Below are 15,892 nucleotides of genomic sequence, written 5' to 3' on the forward strand. Positions count from 1 at the left end.
CCCTTGGTCCTGAGACGCAGGCCGGGAAGGGGCAGCAGCGGCGTCATCGTTCACTGCCTGCATCGCCTCTGACCGGACCGGCGTTGGTGACACCGATGCCGACCTGCAATCCGTCGCGTGACAAAGGCGAATGAGACAAATGTCTCGGCGACTGCGACGTGTGTCTCGCGACAAGGCCGCTTTCGCGGCCCTCCCCAACGCCTCCCCCTCTGTCGCCCCGATCGCTGCAATGCCTTGTCCAGAAAGGATCCACGGGGTTTCCTGAGTAACGTGGGCCGTGCCCGTCCAGGGCTGGCATCCCTCTTGCAGTTATAGGGCATCCGGCACATCGGCCGGAAACCGATACGAGAGCAAGAGGAGACTTTGCATGGACCCCACACCGCAACATCTTCTGTGGATGTACGAGAAGATGATCGAGATCCGCCAGTACGAAGAGACTATGGCGAAGGTGTACCTGGAGGGCAAGCTGCCGCCGAAGATCCAGAAGGGCCTGGCCTTTGACATCGGAGCTGGCCCGGTTCCCGGCGAGATGCACCTGTCGGCCGGGCAGGAGCCGGTGGCCGTGGGCGTTTGCGCCCATCTGCGAGCAGAGGACACCGTGGTCGGCGCGCACCGCTCGCACCACTTTGCCATCGCCAAGGGCGTACCGCTTGACGCGATGACCGCCGAGATGTTCGGCAAGGCCACGGGTCTGGGTCGCGGCAAGGGCGGCCACATGCACCTGTTCCATGCCGGGACCAAGTTCTCGTGCAGCGGTATCGTCGGCGCGAGCTCGCCGCAAGCCTGCGGCGCCGCACTTGCTGCGCGCAAGCTCGGCAAGGACTGGGTGGCGGTGTCCTTCTTTGGCGAGGGCGCGGCCAACCAGGGTTCTTTCCATGAGTCGCTGAACCTCGCCGCACTCTGGAAACTGCCGGTGATCTTTGTCTGCGAGGACAACAAGTACGGCATCTCCGTGGAGAAGAGCGCCTCCACCGCCGTGCCGACGAACGAGATTCGCGCTGCCGGCTATGGCATGCCCGGCGTACTGGTGGAACGCAATGACGCGGTGGCCGTCTACCGCGCGGCCGGCGAGGCCATTGCACGCGCACGGCGCGGCGAAGGCCCCACGCTGATCGAAGTCAAGACCGACCGTTATCTTGGCCACTTCCAGGGCGACCCCGAAACCTATCGCCCGCGCGATGAGGCCAAGACTCTGCGCACCAATGACCCGATCCAGATCCTTGGCGACGCGCTGCGCGCCGGGGACCTGCTCGACGCAGCGACCGAGACCGAGCTTCGCGCTGCAGTCACCGCGCGCATCGAGGCCGCCTATGAATTCGGCCGCAATAGCCCCTACCCGGCACCCGCTGACGCGCTGCAGCACGTCTTCGTGCAGTAAATCCCGCATTCCACGAGACAGGAGACCACTATGCAAACGGCACAAGACGCGGGACAGGGCACGCGCACGCTGACCATGGCCCAGGCCATCGCCGAGGCCATCGGCCAGGAGATGGAGCGAGACTGGCGCGTATTCGCGATGGGTGAGGACATCGGCAAGTACGGCGGCATCTTCAGTGCCACCGCCGGCCTGCTGGACCGCTTTGGCCCCGAACGCATCATGGATACACCGATTTCCGAGACGGCCTTCATGGGCGCGGCCATCGGCGCGGCCGCGGAGGGGCTGCGTCCGATCGCGGAACTGATGTTCGTCGATTTCTTCGGCGTCTGCTTCGATCAGATCTACAACCACCTGGCCAAGAACACCTACATGTCCGGCGGGCGGATATCACTGCCGGCAGTGGTGATGACCGGTATCGGCGGCGGCTACAACGATGCGGCCCAGCATTCGCAGTGCCTTTACGCGAGCTTTGCGCATATGCCGGGCATGAAGGTCGTGGTGCCCTCCAACGCCTATGACGCCAAGGGCCTGATGATCCAGGCCATCCGCGACGACAACCCGGTGGTGTTCTGCTACCACAAGGGCATCATGGGCCTGTCGTGGATGTCGTACTTCGAGGGCAGCACCAACGCTGTTCCCGAAACGCCCTACGCCATTCCCTTCGGCCAGGCCAGCGTGGCACGCAGCGGCCGCGACGTGACCATCGTCACGCTGTCGCAGATGGTGCAGAAGTCGCTGCTGGCGGCGGAGCAGCTTGCGGCAGAAGGCATCGAGGCCGAGGTGATCGACCTGCGCACCATCGTGCCGCTTGACCGCGAAACCGTGCTGCGCTCGGTGGCCAAGACAGGCCGCCTGCTGGTGGCCGACGAGGACTATCTCAGCTTCGGCCTGTCCGGAGAGATCGCCGCCATCGTGGCCGAGAACCTTGACAGCGTGGCTCTGCGGGCCCCGGTGCGCCGGCTGGCCGTGCCCGATGTGCCGATCCCGTTCTCGCGGCCGCTCGAACAGTTCGTGATTCCGCAGGTCGACAGCATCGCCGACCAGGTGCGCGCGCTGGTGCAGCACCAACCCGTTTCCTATTCACTCAAGCGAGAAGCAGCATGATCGACGTATTGATGTCTGACGCCGTCTGGCAGGACGTGGAAGAGGGCACCGAAGCCCTGCTGCAGGAATGGTCGGTTCAGTCCGGCGATACCGTCCGCGCGGGCCAGGTGCTGGGCGTGGCCGAACTGGTCAAGACCACCCATGAGATCACGGCGCCGGCCGACGGTGTGGTCGCCGCGCTGACAGTGGGAGCACAGGACACCTTCGGTCGAGGCACCGTGCTGGCACGGCTGGAGCCCAAATCATGACGCACAGCCTGGTTTCTGCCCCGGACGCCGGCGAACGCCGCGTCGTTCCGCTCGCCGGGATACGTGGTGCCATCGCCCGCAGCATGAGTGCCGCGTGGGAGGTTCCGCGCGTGGCGCAGTCCATCGAGGTAGACGCGACCAGACTGGAGCTCGAGGTGTCGGCGCTGCAGCAACGTCTCGGTCCCCAGTGCAAGGTCACGTTGACCGCATTCGTTCTGCGCGCGGCGGCATTGACGTTGCGCGAGCACCCGCGGTTGAACGCCCGCATGCTGGAGAAGGGGATCGAGGTGATGCCCGACATCAACATTGGTCTCGCCGTCAGCCTGGACGAAGGGTTGATGGTGCCCGTGCTGCGCAAGGTGGATGCCAGGCCGGTCGCGGACATCGCCGCGGAAAGCCGTCGTCTCGCCGAGGGTGCGCGTGCCGGCACGCTGTCGGCGGGCAGCTACCAGCATGGCACCTTCACCGTCACGAACCTCGGCATGACGGCCATCGACAGCTTCACGCCGATCATCAACGTGCCGCAGGTCGCCATACTGGGCGTGACGCGCGTCGCCAGGCGGGCGGTGGTCAAAGGCGACAGCATCGCGATCGTGCCCATGCTGGGGCTGCATCTGGTTTTCGACCATCGGGCGGTGGACGGCTACCCCGCAGCGCGCTTTCTGTCCGACCTGAAGACGCGGTTGGAAACGGTCGAAGGCCTGTGATGCTGACCCCCACCTTTCTCGCCGACGGTATTCACTGTGCAGAGGAGCAGGACTGGAACCGCGCGCAACTGGCCGAGCCTGTCCTGCGGCCGGCCGTGCGGCTGTGGACGTATGCCGCGCCGGGCATCGTGCTTGGCCGCGCTCAGGCTGCCTTGCACCCAAGGCTGGCGGGCGGTCGTGCGCCGGTGATTGTGCGCGACTCCGGGGGCGGTGCAGTGCTGGCCGGGCCGTGGATGTTGTCAGCCTCGATCGTACTGCCGGCGGATCACCCGCTGGTGGGAACCGGCACGGTGTCGAGCTATCGCTGGCTGGGGGTGCTGTACGCCGGGCTGCTGCGAGATCACGGAATTGCCGCCTATGCGGTACCGCCCGAGGAGTTGCAGATGGCACGGCCCGACCCATCGCTCAAATGGGCATGCTTCGGTTCCCTTTCGCCCTGGGAGGTGGTGGTCGGCCAGCGCAAGATCGTCGGGTTGGCGCAGGTGCGGCGACGCACGGGTGTGCTGCTGACTTCAGGGACGCTCGTTTCACCGCCGGATTGGCCACTGTTGTGCGAAATGGTAGAGGCGCATCCCGCCGATGCCAATCGCCTGCAAGCCTGCACGACGTCGTGCACCGAGCAACTGGGCGCGCCATTGATGGCAACCGTATTGGCCGAGGGTCTGCATCACATGCTGATCGACGTGCTCGGCGAGCACGAGGATCCGGGCGATTCCCGGCATCCACGCCATGTGTCGCGCGAGAGGCCGGCAATCGTGTCCGCCGCCGGGGCCGCCAGTCAACGGTGAACGTAGTGCATATCGACAAAACAAGGCTCGCCATGAGCGTGCCATAAATGGAGACAACATGAAATCCATGCCACCCGCTGGCTCCGCCATGCGCGTATTGGACAAACAGCCCAAGGTGTCGCGCCGCGGTTTTCTGCGCGGCAGCGGCCTTGCCGCGATCAGCGTTACGGTTATTCCCACGACCGGCATTGCGGCAGCCAGGGATGCGACAGACCAAAAGAGCTTTCGCACTTTGGGTGTCGGCGCCGGCAAGACCTTGTTGCGCATGGCCCGCGACATCTATCCGCACGACAAGCTTGCAGACAAGTTCTATGTCGAGGCTGTGGCGCCATATGACGCGGCAGCGGCCGAGGACCCGGCGGTAAAAATGCTGTTGACCGACGGCGTGCAGAACCTGAATCAACGCGCGAAGCAGCGCCATGGCTTGCCCTATGTCTCGGTGAAGACCGAGAGCGAGCGCGTGGCCTTGCTCAAGGACATCGAGGCCACCCCGTTCTTCAAGAAGATCCAGGGCGATCTGGTGACGAGTCTCTACAACAACAAAAAGCTATGGCCGTTGTTCGGCTACGAGGGCTCATCATGGGAGAAGGGTGGCTATCTGCACCGCGGCTTTGACGATATCGACTGGCTCTGAGCCTCGGAATACAAAGAATGGAGACAAGCATCATGGCAGATCAGACAAAGTTCTCTCTCGACGATGACGGCGTCGTCGTCATTGTCGGTTCGGGCGCGGGCGGGGGCACGCTAGCCAACGAGCTGGCGCAACGCGGTGTCAAATGCGTGGTTCTGGAAGCCGGAAAGCACTATACGCAGGCCGATTTCGAGAACGACGAATGGGCGATGTTCAACAAGATTTCCTGGCTGGACAAGCGCATTTCAGCCGGCGGCTGGCACCACACGAAGACATATCCCAATCTGCCAGCCTGGATCGTGAAGGGTGTGGGCGGTTCTACGGTCCACTGGTCCGGTGTTGCGCTGCGCTTTCAGGAGCACGATTTCCACACCAGGACCACCTATGGCGCTATCAATGGGGCCAATGTGCTCGATTGGCCGATCACGCTGGCCGAGCTGGAGCCCTATTACGAGCTGGCCGAGAAGAAGATGGGGGTGTGTGGCACCAAGGCCAGTGGCCTGCCGCCCATGCCGCCGAACAACCACTACAAGGTGATCGAGGCGGGGGCAAGAAAGGTTGGCTACAAGAAGATCGTGCGTCCGGCCGCTTCGAACTCCCAGCCTTACGATGGACGGCCCGGCTGCCAGCAGATCGGGTTCTGCATGCAGGGCTGCAAGATCGGCGCGAAATGGTCCACGCTTTACGCCGAGGTGCCACGCGCGCAAGCGACAGGCAATGTCGAAGTGCGGCCCGAGTCGATGGTCCTGCAGATCCAGCACGACAGGAAGGGGCGTGCGAACGGCGTGCTTTACGTGGATAACAAGGGCCGCAAGCAATTGCAGAAGGCCCGCGTGGTCTGCGTGGCGGGCAACTCCATCGAGTCGCCCAGGCTGCTGCTGAACTCGGCATCGAGCCTGTTCCCCAATGGCTTGGCCAACTCATCCGGGCAGGTTGGCAAGAACTACATGAATCACTCCACCGCCGCGGCGGTGTCGATCCACAAGAAGCCGGTCTATATGTACCGCGGCTTCGATATCGCGGCGGTGGTGGCCGACGAGGTACCGCTCAATACCAAGCGTGGCTTTGTCGGTGGCTATTACCTTGAAGGCCTCGCCATTCACCTGCCGTATACGGCCGCCTTCATGAAGCCGGGCGGCTGGGGGCGCGATTTCACTTCGGCCATCGAGATGTATGACCACATGAGCAGCGTCTGGGTTTGTGGCGAAGACCTGGCGCGCGAGCAGAACTCCATCACGCTGCATCCCACGGAGAAGGACCAGTACGGCCTGCCTGTCCCCATCGTGACCAAGACTTACCACGAGAACGATGACAAGATCACGGCCCACGGCCTGACCCAGTGGCGCAAGCTGTCCGAGGCGGTGGGGGCGACGCGCGTGATCGACATGCCGGCCTATCCGGCCAGCCACAACCTGGGCACCAACCGCATGAGCGCGAAGGCCAGCGACGGCGTGGTCAATCGCTGGGGCCAGGCGCACGACGTGAAGAACCTGTTTATTTCGGATGGTAGCCAGTTCACCTCCAGTTCGGCGGCCAACCCGACGCTCACCATCGTGGCCCTGGCAATCCGGCAGGCGGAGTTCATTGCCGGGGCCTTGAAGCGGCGCGATATCTGAACGGGTTCGTCCGCCACCTTTCGTTGCGGTGGCCGGCCAAATGGATTAGCGTAGAGCCGCTCGCGCCATGCCGGCACCAGACCGGCAGCGCGGGCGTTGCACCATTCAATGCGGCGGACAAGGAGACAGTCGTGCAGCAAAAAGCACACCGCGCCCACATCGAGCGTCTGCTCGCCTTTTCCCAGCAGCCAGGCGAAGCACATGGCGCGATCGAACGATCGTGGCGGCGCTGCCTGGACGACTACGGCCTCGACCCCAGCCGGCCCACGCCGGCCTACATCGTGGAGGCAGGCCGCCTGCGCGAGCACAAGGATCAGATCGAGGATTTCCTGAGTGTCGCCCGGACCGGCATGGAACAGCTCTACAAACGCGTATCCGGCCTGGACTACGTGCTGCTGCTGACCGATGCGTACGGCGTCGCCGTGGATTTCATCGGCAATGACAATCTTGACCGCGAACTCAAGCGCTCCGGCCTCTACCTGGGGGCGGACTGGAGCGAAGCGCGCGCCGGCACCTGCGCGGTCGGGACCTGCATCGTCGAGCAGGAACCCGTGACTTGTCATCAGACCGACCACTTCGACGCATGCCACATCACGCTCACCTGCAACAGTGCGCCACTGTTCGATCCGATGGGAAATTTCCTGGGAGTGCTCGACGTATCGGCGCTGACCGCGCCGGCTCCGAGGGAAGCGCAGCACCTGGCGCTGCAGATGACCGCCATGTATGCCCAGAAGATCGAGGACGCCAACTTCCTGCGCTACTTCCGCAACCAGTGGATATTGCGGCTCGGCTCAGCCTGGTCGCTGGTGGACGTGGACAGCGAGATCATGGTTGCCTTCGATGCCGACGGCGTGATCCGTGGCATCAATAGCGGCGGGCGGCGCAAGCTGCGGCTCGAGCGCGAGCCGCAAGCCGATGTGCGAGGCCACCTGCTGACCGAGGTGTTTCGCGAGGACATGAGCGAGCTGTGGCGCATTGCGCGTGCCGGTACCTCGTCGGAGCGCACCGCAGTCCGCATGTACGATCACGGCATGTACTATGCGACCGGGATTCCGCCGCGCGGCGCGCCTGGCAAGCCTTCCATGCCATCTGCAACGGCCGCGCAGGCGGCGCTGCCAAGTGCCGAAGCCAGCGCGGCCCTGGAAGCCCTCGGCGCCGACGACCCTCAGATGCAGCGGTTGATCCTGCAGGCCAAGCGTCTTGCTAACAAGCCGCTCAATATTCTGGTGCAGGGCGAAACCGGTACCGGCAAGGAAGTCCTGGCCAAGGCCCTGCACATGGCAAGCGAGCGCCGCACCAAAGCCTTTGTTGCCGTCAACTGCGCGGCCATCCCCGAATCGCTGATCGAGAGCGAACTGTTCGGGTACATGCCGGGCACTTTCACGGGCGGACGCACCAAGGGCATGCGGGGACTGATCGCGCAGTCGGATGGCGGCACCCTGTTCCTCGACGAGATTGGCGACATGCCATTGCACCTGCAGAGCCGGCTTCTGCGCGTGCTGTCGGAGCGCGAAGTCATGCCGCTGGGCTCGGAAAAACCGATCCCGGTTGATTTGCGAGTCATTGCCGCCTCGTACCGTGACCTGCGTCAGCTGATCGCCGAGCAGCGGTTCCGCGAGGATCTTTATTACCGCCTGTGCGGTGCTACGCTGCACCTGCCCACGCTGCGCGAACGGCGCGACAAGGACTACCTGATCGCGCGCATTGTCGAAGACGAGGCGCGCCAGCTCGACATGCGCGCAGAACTGGCGCCAGCGGCGCTGGCGTTGCTGCGAAGCCATTCGTGGCACGGCAACGTCCGGCAGTTGCGCAACGTGCTGCGTTTTGCGCTGGCCATGAGCGACGACGGTTTGATCGACATCGATGCGTTGCCGCCGGAGATTCTCGAAAGCACCACGGACAGCACGGCGGGCCCGGCTACAGCCACGGCCACGGACGATGTCCCGCCGGCCAGCGAGCGTGAAGCCCTGCTCGCAGCCCTGCGCCGCAACAAGTGGCGGATCACTCAGGTTGCCGCCGATCTGGGCATCGCGCGTGCAACGGTGTATCGGCAAATGGAGCGCTTCGGCATCGTCGCCCCGAACCGCCAGTAGGGCAAGCACGTGCCAGTGCGTTAGCGACGGAACGAATTAGTCCTCGCTTGCGAGAGAGTGGAGCCCGCCTGCTCCGCGGTCCGACAAAGCGAGAGGACGGGACTCCCTGTCAGAACCGATAAGCGCGTGAATCGCGTGCGGAGAAATTTATGAGCGACGCCCTGATCGCCTCCTCCAGCGAAGCCCCGCAATCCCCCGCGGAGCAGTACGATCCGACCCGCAAGCAGAAGTCTGCCGACAAGACCGCGCGCATCCCCATCAAGATCGTGCCGGCCGAAAAGCTCAAGAAGCCGGACTGGATCCGCGTGAAGGCCGCCACCGGCAACTCGCGCTTCTACGAGATCAAGGACATCCTGCGCGCCAACAACCTGGTGACGGTGTGCGAGGAAGCGAGCTGCCCGAACATCGGCGAATGCTTCGGCAAGGGCACGGCCACGTTCATGATCATGGGCGACAAGTGCACGCGCCGCTGCCCGTTCTGCGACGTCGGCCACGGCCGCCCCGATCCGCTCGACGTGAACGAGCCGGGCAACCTGGCGCGCACGATCGCCCAGCTCAAGCTGAACTACGTGGTGATCACCAGCGTCGACCGCGACGACCTGCGCGACGGCGGCGCCCAGCACTACGTGGACTGCATCAGCCAGACCCGCGAACTGTCGCCGGTGACCCGCATCGAAGTGCTCGTCCCTGACTTCCGCGGCCGCCTGGACAAGGCGCTGGACATCCTGCAGGGCTGCCCGCCGGATGTGATGAACCACAACATGGAAACCGTGCCGCGCCTGTACAAGCAGGCCCGCCCGGGCGCCGACTACGCGCACTCGCTCACGCTGCTGAAGGAATTCAAGCGCCGCAACCCGAACGTGGCGACCAAGTCCGGCCTGATGGTCGGCCTGGGCGAGACCGACGAGGAAATCCTCGAAGTCATGCGCGACATGCGCGCGCACGACATCGACATGCTGACCATCGGCCAGTACCTGGCGCCGTCGAACCACCACCTGCCGGTGCTGCGCTACGTGCATCCCGACACCTTCAGGATGTTCGAGGAAGAGGCCTACAAGATGGGCTTCACGCATGCCGCCGTGGGCGCGATGGTGCGCAGTTCGTACCACGCCGACCAGCAGGCGCATCAAGCCGGGTTTGCCTGAGCGTTTCCTTGCCGCCTTACTGCATCTTTGCCAGGTTACCGATACGCACCATCATCTCGGTGAACATCTGCAGGTCCAGGTCGAGATCGGCGACTTCCTTGTATTCCTTGGCGTTATGGGCGGTGTATTTCTTGCCCGGCATCGCTGGCCCGAAGTTGATGGCATTGGGCAGCAGCTTGGCGGTGGTGCTGCCGGCGGTGGCCACGGGTTTGGCTTCGAGGCCGGTGGTGTCGCCGAAGATGTTGAGCAGCGTGGAAAGCCACGCACCCTTGGGGTCGCGGGCCATCCAGTTGCCCTGGTCATACTTGATCTCAACCGTCGAACCCGTGGACGCCGCCCACTTGTAGATGCGCTGCACGGCCTTGCCGCTCAGCGCCTCGGGCGTGCTGCCGCGCGGCATGCGCACATTGGTGATGACCTCGACGAAATCGGCTTGCTCGCGCACCTGGGTCGGGGACATGGTCAGCGGGCCCATGAACGGATCGCGATAGGCCAGCCCCATCTTCTCGCCCAGGTAGCCCAGCCCATACAGGTCGGCAATGTAGCGCGCGGCCCGCAGGTACTGGTTGTCGGCGAGCTGCAGGCCGGAGGCCTGCAGGAACATGGCCAGGCGCGGCAGCGGGTTGACGCCTTCTTCGGGGCGCGAGCCGTGGGCCGACACGCCCGTTACCTTGACCTCGACAACGTCGCCATCGCGCTTCAGGTCGATGCTGAACTTGCCGCCCTGCGGCGTGGTCTTGCGCAGGAAGGCAGCGCGGGCGCCGTCGAGCGCCGCCATCACCGTCGCCGGATTGCCCCCGGCGATGCGCGCCACTGCCGTCTCGGGCACGCTGTTGGCGGACGCGGCGCCGCGCATGGACACGATGGCCGGCTGCTTGCTGTCGGTGCGCAGCGCCGGAAACATGACGCGCAATGCGCCGGAACCCTTCTCTGCCACCACGGCCGGGTATTTGCTGTCGAGCACGATGTTGTAGTCGGGCAGCGCGTTGCGTTCGCGGTAGTACTTCATGCCGTCGCCACCGGTTTCCTCGGTGGTCTCGATCATCAGGCGCACGCTGCGCTCCAACGACAGGCCGCTTTCCTTGACGGTCTTCATGGCGTAGAGCGCCGCGGCAATCGATCCCTTGTCGTCGATGGTGCCGCGGCCGTACAGGTAGCCGTCCACGCGCGTGACGGCGAACGGGTCCAGCCGGGTGCCGTTGTCGAGCACCCATTCGTCGGCGACCGCCGGGACGACATCCGCATGGGTCAGGATGCCGAAGGTGTCCAGGCCCGCGCCAGGCAGCGTGACTTCGAACACGCGGTTGTCGATATTGCGATAGACCAGGCCGAAGGACTTCGCCATGCCTTCGACCAGCTTGCCGAACTCGATGATGGCGGGACTCTCGTGCGGCGGAACCTTGTCGTCGCGCACGGTCCGCAGCGCGACCATCTTGCCCAGGGCGTCGATCACCGCCGCCTCGTTGCGCAGCCGGTTATAGACACCAAGCAAGCGCCCCATATTGACAAGGTTGTCGCCACTGAGCGGTGTCCCGGCCTGCCAGGCGGCCACGGCCGGCGCCGCGGCCGGCTCTGCCTTGGCCGCGCTCGCCAGGAAAGCTTCCAGGCTGGCCGGCGGGCTCGATTTATGGGTCGCGATCAGGGTGTCGAGGGCGGGCTTGCGCAGCGTCTCGGCCCCGGCCGGACAGGCCAGCGCCAGCGCCAGCGATAGCGCCAGGGAGATCAGCCGGCCATGGTGGCGGCCGGCATTCAGGGTGTCTGGGCGAAGCATCAGGACTATCGGTAATTCCGATGGATATCGGGAGATGGCCGCATGATAGGGCACTTTTGTGCCCGGCTGAAAGTTATGTGTGACTTTAAGTCCCCTTTTGCCCGTGGGTAATGGGAGGCGGATCACGTTGCGATAGCAAATGTTAATCGCATCGGTTTAAACGATGAATTGTACAAATCACATCGCGATCGACAGAATGTGGTTCATCGCTGCAGCACGCAGCAAACCACAGAACCAGGAGTGATTCCGATGCTGCAATCCCGTGAAGGCCAACGCGTTCCCAATGTCGCTTTCCGTATCCGCCAGGACAACGAATGGAAGACGGTCACCACCGGTGAACTGTTCAACGGCAAGACCGTCGTGCTGTTCTCGCTGCCCGGCGCCTTCACGCCGACCTGCTCGTCGACCCACCTGCCGCGCTACAACGAGCTGGCGCCCGCGTTTGCGAAGCAGGGCGTGGACGAGATCCTGTGCGTCTCGGTCAACGACACCTTCGTGATGAACGAATGGGCCAAAGACCAGGAATCCGCGAACATCACCATGATCCCCGACGGCAATGGCGAGTTCACCGAAGGCATGGGCATGCTGGTGGACAAGACCGACCTGGGCTTCGGCAAGCGCAGCTGGCGCTATTCGATGCTGGTTCGCGACGGCGTGGTCGAAAAGATGTTCATCGAGCCGGATGAGCCGGGCGACCCGTTCAAGGTGTCCGACGCGGACACCATGCTGAACTACATCGCCCCCGATGCCAAGCGCCCGGACCAGGTTGTCGTGTTCTCGAAGATCGGCTGCTCGTTCTGCGCCAAGGCCAAGCAGCAATTGTCGGATGCCGGCTATGAGTACATCGAAGTGCCGCTGGACAACAAGGTGCGCGGCAAGGTGCTGGGCGCCGTGTCCGGTGAAATGACCGCGCCGCAGGTGTTCATCAACGGCAAGCTGGTCGGCGGCGCCGCCGCGCTTGAACAGTACCTGGCCAGGTAACTCCGGTCTCACGACCGCACTTCGCGGTCCGGCAGTCGCCGGACCCGATGGCACCGCGCTGCCTGCGTGGCGCCATCCAGCCCGCCGATTGATGACCGATCGATTTCAAGAACAACCCTGAAGGGAAGGAACCGCACGCCATGAAGACCATCCAGACCGACGTCGCCGTCATCGGAGCAGGCACCGCCGGCCTCGCCGCCTATCGCGCCGCCATTGCGGCAGGCAAGCGCGCCGTGATCATCGAAGGCGGCCCGTACGGCACCACTTGCGCCCGCGTGGGTTGCATGCCGTCCAAGCTGCTGATCGCCGCAGCGGAAGCCGCGCACGAACTGCGCCACACGGCCCCGTTCGGCGTGCACGTGGACGGCAATATCCGCATCGATGGCCGCGAAGTCATGGCCCGCGTCCGCAGCGAGCGCGACCGCTTTGTCGGTTTCGTGGAGCGCGGCGTGGAAACCATTCCCGCGGCGGACCGCGTGCGTGGCTATGCCCGCTTCATCGACAACACCACGCTGGAGGTGGCTGCCGCCGAGGGCGAAATCACCGTGCGGGCCAGCCGCGTGGTGATCGCCACGGGTTCGCGTCCGGTCGTGCCGGCGCCGTTCAAGGTGTTCGGCGACCGCCTGATCGTCAACGACGATGTATTTGCGTGGGAAGACTTGCCGCGCAGCGTCGTCGTGTTCGGCCCCGGCGTGATCGGCCTGGAGCTTGGCCAGGCACTGTCGCGCCTTGGCGTGCGGGTCCGGGTATTCGGCGTGCGCGGCTCGCTCGGTCCGCTGACCGACCCTGTCATCCGCAGCCATGCGAACGAGACCTTCCGCAATGAGTTCTACCTCGATACCGAGGCCGATGTCACGGACATGGCGCGCGAAGGCGACCTGGCTCGCATCACCTACACCGATCGCGAGGGCAAATCCGTCACGGAGACGTTCGACTACGTGCTGTCCGCGACCGGCCGCGAGCCCAATGTGCGCGGCCTGGGCCTGGAAAACGCGGGCCTGGAACTCGATGCGCGTGGCGTGCCGGTGTTCGATCCGGCCACGCTGCAGTGCGGCGTATCGCCGGTGTTCATTGCCGGCGATGCCAACAATATCCTGCCGCTGCTGCACGAAGCCGCCGATGAAGGCAAGGCCGCTGGCGAGAACGCTGCCGCGTACCCGCAGGTGAAGCCGCTCGCGCGCCGCGCGCCGATTGCGGTGGTGTTCTCGGCCCCGCAGATCGCCATGGTTGGCCAGCGCTTTGCCGACCTGGCCGAAGGCAGCTTCGTCACCGGCGAGGTCAGCTTCGAGGACCAGGGCCGCAGCCGCGTCATGCTGAAGAACCGCGGCCTGATGCACGTGTATGCCGACAAGGCGAGCGGCCGTTTCCTGGGCGCCGAATGGACTGGCCCGCGCGCCGAGAACATTGCGCACCTGCTGGCGTGGTCATATCAGCAGGGCCTGACCATCGCGCAGATGCTGGGCATGCCGTTCTATCACCCGGTGGTGGAAGAGGGCCTGCGTACGGCGTTGCGCGATGCGGCGGCAAAGCTGGAGGGCTGAGCGGGCCAGCGCACCGGGGCGGCGGGGCCTGTCCGACCCGACCTGGGGGAAGATTGTGGCTGCCGCAATCCGCCTGCACGCGGACGCAGTGCTGCCCGCGGCTTCCGAACTGCGTGACCATTGCCGCGCGGCCCTGCCGCCGCAAAATGCCCCGTAGGCCGGGATCAGGAAAGATCCAGAAGTTCCGCTTGCGGGAAAGCGCCGCAGCGGGCGAGCTGAGTCTCGTCGCGTGAGATTCAGCGGCTGCCGCGGACGCTCGGCACGGTCATGCGGCCAGTGCCGCATCAATAGCATGCTGCAGCCGCTCCATGCCGAACGTTACGTCCTGCACCACGCCATTGACGAAGAATGACGGCGTGCCGCGCACCTGCCACTGCGCAGCGCCATGCATGTCGTCGCGGATGTGCGGCAAGTGCGCATGCGCGGACATGTCCTCGTCATATCGGTCCAGGTCCATGCCGAGCATGCCGGCGTAGTGGCGCAACGCGTCGGGCCTGAGGCCGTCCGGCTTTTCATGGAGCAGGCGGTACATCGGCCAGAACTTTTGCTGCGCGCCGGCGGCTTCCGCGCATTCGGCGGCGGCTTCGGCCGACGGGTGCCAGTGCGACATCGGATAGTGGCGATAGACGAAGCGCACCTGCGGACCGTAGTGCTCCATCAGGATCTTCATGGCGCCATACGCCATGCGGCAATACTCGCACTCGAAATCTCCGTACTCGACGACAGTAACCCTGGCGGTGTCGGGGCCGACCGCGTGGTCGGCGGCCGTGATGGCGACGTCTCGCATAAGGCGCTCCGGTGCATGGGCAGGCGGCCCGGGACTTTTTAGTTTAGGCGCAGACGGGGCTCAGGCGTGGGCAATATAAGGTGCATATTTTCGCTCTCGAAGCGTTGTGTAGGGCATATGCGGTTCAAACCTTAGCCCATGTCCGCCCGAGGCACATATGGAATCTGCTCTTCTTCGTAGAGCCGATAGATCAGGTCGAGCATTTCCCTGATATCGCGTGACTCGTCCATCGCGCGCATGCTCATGATGATCGGCGACGTGAGGGTCGGGTCATCGAGTTCCATGTAGCTCACGTCGTCGCGCTTGAGCCCATAGACACTGCTCGGCACGACGGAGATCCCTTCTCCCGCCGCGACCAGCCCCAATGCAATCTGCAACTCGCGGACGTCATAAATGCGCCGGGGCGTCAGTGCTCGTTCCTGGAACGCCGACAGGACCTGGTCCGCAAAGCTGGGCCGCGGCGCCTTCGGGAACACGATCAGCGTTTCGTAGATGAGGTCCCGCAGCGAAAGCTGCGGTTTGGACAGCGAGAGCGGATGACCAACGGGGAGGGCCACGATCATCTTCTCCTCGCGCAGGATGACCCGGCGGATATTCGCGTCCTCGTGCCGGATGCGGCCGAACCCGACATCGATGCGTCCGTCCTTCAATGCGCGGATCTGGTCCATGGTCGACATTTCGTGCAGGCTGAGCTCTACCGCTTTGTTTTCGTCCCGGAATCGCCGGATGATCTTTGGCAGCATGCCGTAGAGTGTCGAACCTACGAAGCCGACGGACAGGCTCCGCTCGATGTTGCCCACGCGCCGCGTCATCGATTCCAGCTCGCTGGTCTGCGCGAGCAGGTGGACCGCGTGCGAGTAAAAGAACTTGCCGGTCTCGGTGAGCTTGAGCGGACGGGAGTTCCGCTCGAACAGCTGTACCCCGAGTGCCTCTTCGAGCTGCTGTATCTGCCGGCTGAGCGGCGGCTGGGCGATATGGAGCCGTTTTGCGGCGCGCGTGAAGTTGCGCTCTTCCGCGACGGCCACGAAGTAGCGGAGATGCCGTAGCTCCATACAATACCTCCTGGATATAACCTGATACTAAAACGGTGTTGGACTGACGC

At 64.4% G+C, this 15,892-nt stretch carries 14 protein-coding genes; 11 read left to right on the plus strand and 3 right to left on the minus strand.

Translation table 11 applies throughout. The annotated features are described in order from the left end of the window. The first annotated feature begins 367 nt into the window (after positions 1-367). From ACIGJC_RS20875 to lipA, 9 genes are all read left to right on the plus strand, one after another. Positions 368-1,378, plus strand: coding sequence for a thiamine pyrophosphate-dependent dehydrogenase E1 component subunit alpha (locus ACIGJC_RS20875; RefSeq protein ID WP_483714059.1), 1,011 nt, complete (start codon positions 368-370; stop codon positions 1,376-1,378). 30 nt (positions 1,379-1,408) lie between these two features. Next, the gene (locus ACIGJC_RS20880; RefSeq protein ID WP_483714060.1) at positions 1,409-2,482 is read left to right on the plus strand and encodes an alpha-ketoacid dehydrogenase subunit beta; all 1,074 of its coding nucleotides are present in this window, start codon (positions 1,409-1,411) and stop codon (positions 2,480-2,482) included. After that, entirely contained in the window at positions 2,479-2,730 is a 252-nt protein-coding gene (locus ACIGJC_RS20885; RefSeq protein ID WP_483714061.1) for a lipoyl domain-containing protein, read from the plus strand. Before ACIGJC_RS20880 ends, ACIGJC_RS20885 begins: the two co-directional genes overlap by 4 nt. Continuing rightward, positions 2,727-3,437 (plus strand): dihydrolipoamide acetyltransferase family protein, encoded by a 711-nt coding sequence (locus tag ACIGJC_RS20890; protein ID WP_483714063.1) that lies wholly within the window; start codon positions 2,727-2,729, stop codon positions 3,435-3,437. The genes ACIGJC_RS20885 and ACIGJC_RS20890 overlap by 4 nt, the downstream gene beginning before the upstream one ends. Then, on the plus strand, positions 3,437-4,225 hold the full coding sequence (locus ACIGJC_RS20895) for a lipoate--protein ligase family protein (protein WP_483714064.1): 789 nt from the start codon (positions 3,437-3,439) through the stop codon (positions 4,223-4,225). The genes ACIGJC_RS20890 and ACIGJC_RS20895 overlap by 1 nt, the downstream gene beginning before the upstream one ends. A gap of 88 nt (positions 4,226-4,313) precedes the next feature. After that, a complete protein-coding gene (locus tag ACIGJC_RS20900) occupies positions 4,314-4,859 on the plus strand; it encodes a twin-arginine translocation signal domain-containing protein (RefSeq protein ID WP_483714065.1) in 546 nt (181 codons plus the stop codon). A gap of 32 nt (positions 4,860-4,891) precedes the next feature. Next, positions 4,892-6,472, plus strand: a complete 1,581-nt coding sequence (locus ACIGJC_RS20905) for a GMC family oxidoreductase (protein WP_483714066.1) — start codon at positions 4,892-4,894, stop codon at positions 6,470-6,472. 131 nt (positions 6,473-6,603) lie between these two features. Continuing rightward, positions 6,604-8,565 carry a sigma-54-dependent Fis family transcriptional regulator gene (locus ACIGJC_RS20910; protein ID WP_483714068.1) on the plus strand — a complete coding sequence of 654 codons (1,962 nt, stop codon included), beginning with the start codon at positions 6,604-6,606 and terminating at the stop codon, positions 8,563-8,565. A 149-nt stretch (positions 8,566-8,714) separates the two neighbouring features. Then, positions 8,715-9,710, plus strand: a complete 996-nt coding sequence (lipA, locus tag ACIGJC_RS20915; protein WP_483710086.1) for a lipoyl synthase — start codon at positions 8,715-8,717, stop codon at positions 9,708-9,710. A 16-nt stretch (positions 9,711-9,726) separates the two neighbouring features. Here the strand turns inward: lipA and ACIGJC_RS20920 are convergent, their stop codons facing one another. Beyond that, entirely contained in the window at positions 9,727-11,481 is a 1,755-nt protein-coding gene (locus ACIGJC_RS20920) for a dipeptidase (RefSeq protein ID WP_483714069.1), read from the minus strand. A gap of 249 nt (positions 11,482-11,730) precedes the next feature. Here ACIGJC_RS20920 and ACIGJC_RS20925 point away from each other — a divergent pair, with 249 nt between their 5' ends. Together ACIGJC_RS20925 and ACIGJC_RS20930 are read left to right on the plus strand one after the other, a co-directional pair. Beyond that, a complete protein-coding gene (locus ACIGJC_RS20925; protein WP_483714071.1) occupies positions 11,731-12,462 on the plus strand; it encodes a glutathione peroxidase in 732 nt (243 codons plus the stop codon). Between the two features lie 140 nt (positions 12,463-12,602). After that, positions 12,603-14,003, plus strand: coding sequence for a dihydrolipoyl dehydrogenase (locus tag ACIGJC_RS20930; protein WP_483714072.1), 1,401 nt, complete (start codon positions 12,603-12,605; stop codon positions 14,001-14,003). Between the two features lie 265 nt (positions 14,004-14,268). On the opposite strand, the gene ACIGJC_RS20935 is transcribed toward ACIGJC_RS20930, so the two are convergent. Together ACIGJC_RS20935 and ACIGJC_RS20940 are read right to left on the minus strand one after the other, a co-directional pair. Next, positions 14,269-14,790 (minus strand): DsbA family protein, encoded by a 522-nt coding sequence (locus ACIGJC_RS20935; RefSeq protein WP_483714073.1) that lies wholly within the window; start codon positions 14,788-14,790, stop codon positions 14,269-14,271. A 131-nt stretch (positions 14,791-14,921) separates the two neighbouring features. Continuing rightward, on the minus strand, positions 14,922-15,842 hold the full coding sequence (locus ACIGJC_RS20940; RefSeq protein ID WP_483714075.1) for a LysR family transcriptional regulator: 921 nt from the start codon (positions 15,840-15,842) through the stop codon (positions 14,922-14,924). Positions 15,843-15,892 lie beyond the last annotated feature (50 nt).

The organism is Cupriavidus sp. C3SS-1 (assembly GCF_057073755.1).

What these genes read in the sequence shown, in the direction of transcription:
- ACIGJC_RS20875 (WP_483714059.1), top strand. Translation starts at nt 368, where the DNA reads ATGGACCCCACACCGCAACATCTTCTGTGGATGTACGAGAAGATGATC.
- ACIGJC_RS20880 (WP_483714060.1), top strand. Translation starts at nt 1,409, where the DNA reads ATGCAAACGGCACAAGACGCGGGACAGGGCACGCGCACGCTGACCATG.
- ACIGJC_RS20885 (WP_483714061.1), top strand. Translation starts at nt 2,479, where the DNA reads ATGATCGACGTATTGATGTCTGACGCCGTCTGGCAGGACGTGGAAGAG.
- ACIGJC_RS20890 (WP_483714063.1), top strand. Translation starts at nt 2,727, where the DNA reads ATGACGCACAGCCTGGTTTCTGCCCCGGACGCCGGCGAACGCCGCGTC.
- ACIGJC_RS20895 (WP_483714064.1), top strand. Translation starts at nt 3,437, where the DNA reads ATGCTGACCCCCACCTTTCTCGCCGACGGTATTCACTGTGCAGAGGAG.
- ACIGJC_RS20900 (WP_483714065.1), top strand. Translation starts at nt 4,314, where the DNA reads ATGCGCGTATTGGACAAACAGCCCAAGGTGTCGCGCCGCGGTTTTCTG.
- ACIGJC_RS20905 (WP_483714066.1), top strand. Translation starts at nt 4,892, where the DNA reads ATGGCAGATCAGACAAAGTTCTCTCTCGACGATGACGGCGTCGTCGTC.
- lipA (WP_483710086.1), top strand. Translation starts at nt 8,715, where the DNA reads ATGAGCGACGCCCTGATCGCCTCCTCCAGCGAAGCCCCGCAATCCCCC.
- ACIGJC_RS20920 (WP_483714069.1), bottom strand. Translation starts at nt 11,481, where the DNA reads ATGCTTCGCCCAGACACCCTGAATGCCGGCCGCCACCATGGCCGGCTG.
- ACIGJC_RS20925 (WP_483714071.1), top strand. Translation starts at nt 11,731, where the DNA reads ATGCTGCAATCCCGTGAAGGCCAACGCGTTCCCAATGTCGCTTTCCGT.
- ACIGJC_RS20930 (WP_483714072.1), top strand. Translation starts at nt 12,603, where the DNA reads ATGAAGACCATCCAGACCGACGTCGCCGTCATCGGAGCAGGCACCGCC.
- ACIGJC_RS20935 (WP_483714073.1), bottom strand. Translation starts at nt 14,790, where the DNA reads ATGCGAGACGTCGCCATCACGGCCGCCGACCACGCGGTCGGCCCCGAC.
- ACIGJC_RS20940 (WP_483714075.1), bottom strand. Translation starts at nt 15,842, where the DNA reads ATGGAGCTACGGCATCTCCGCTACTTCGTGGCCGTCGCGGAAGAGCGC.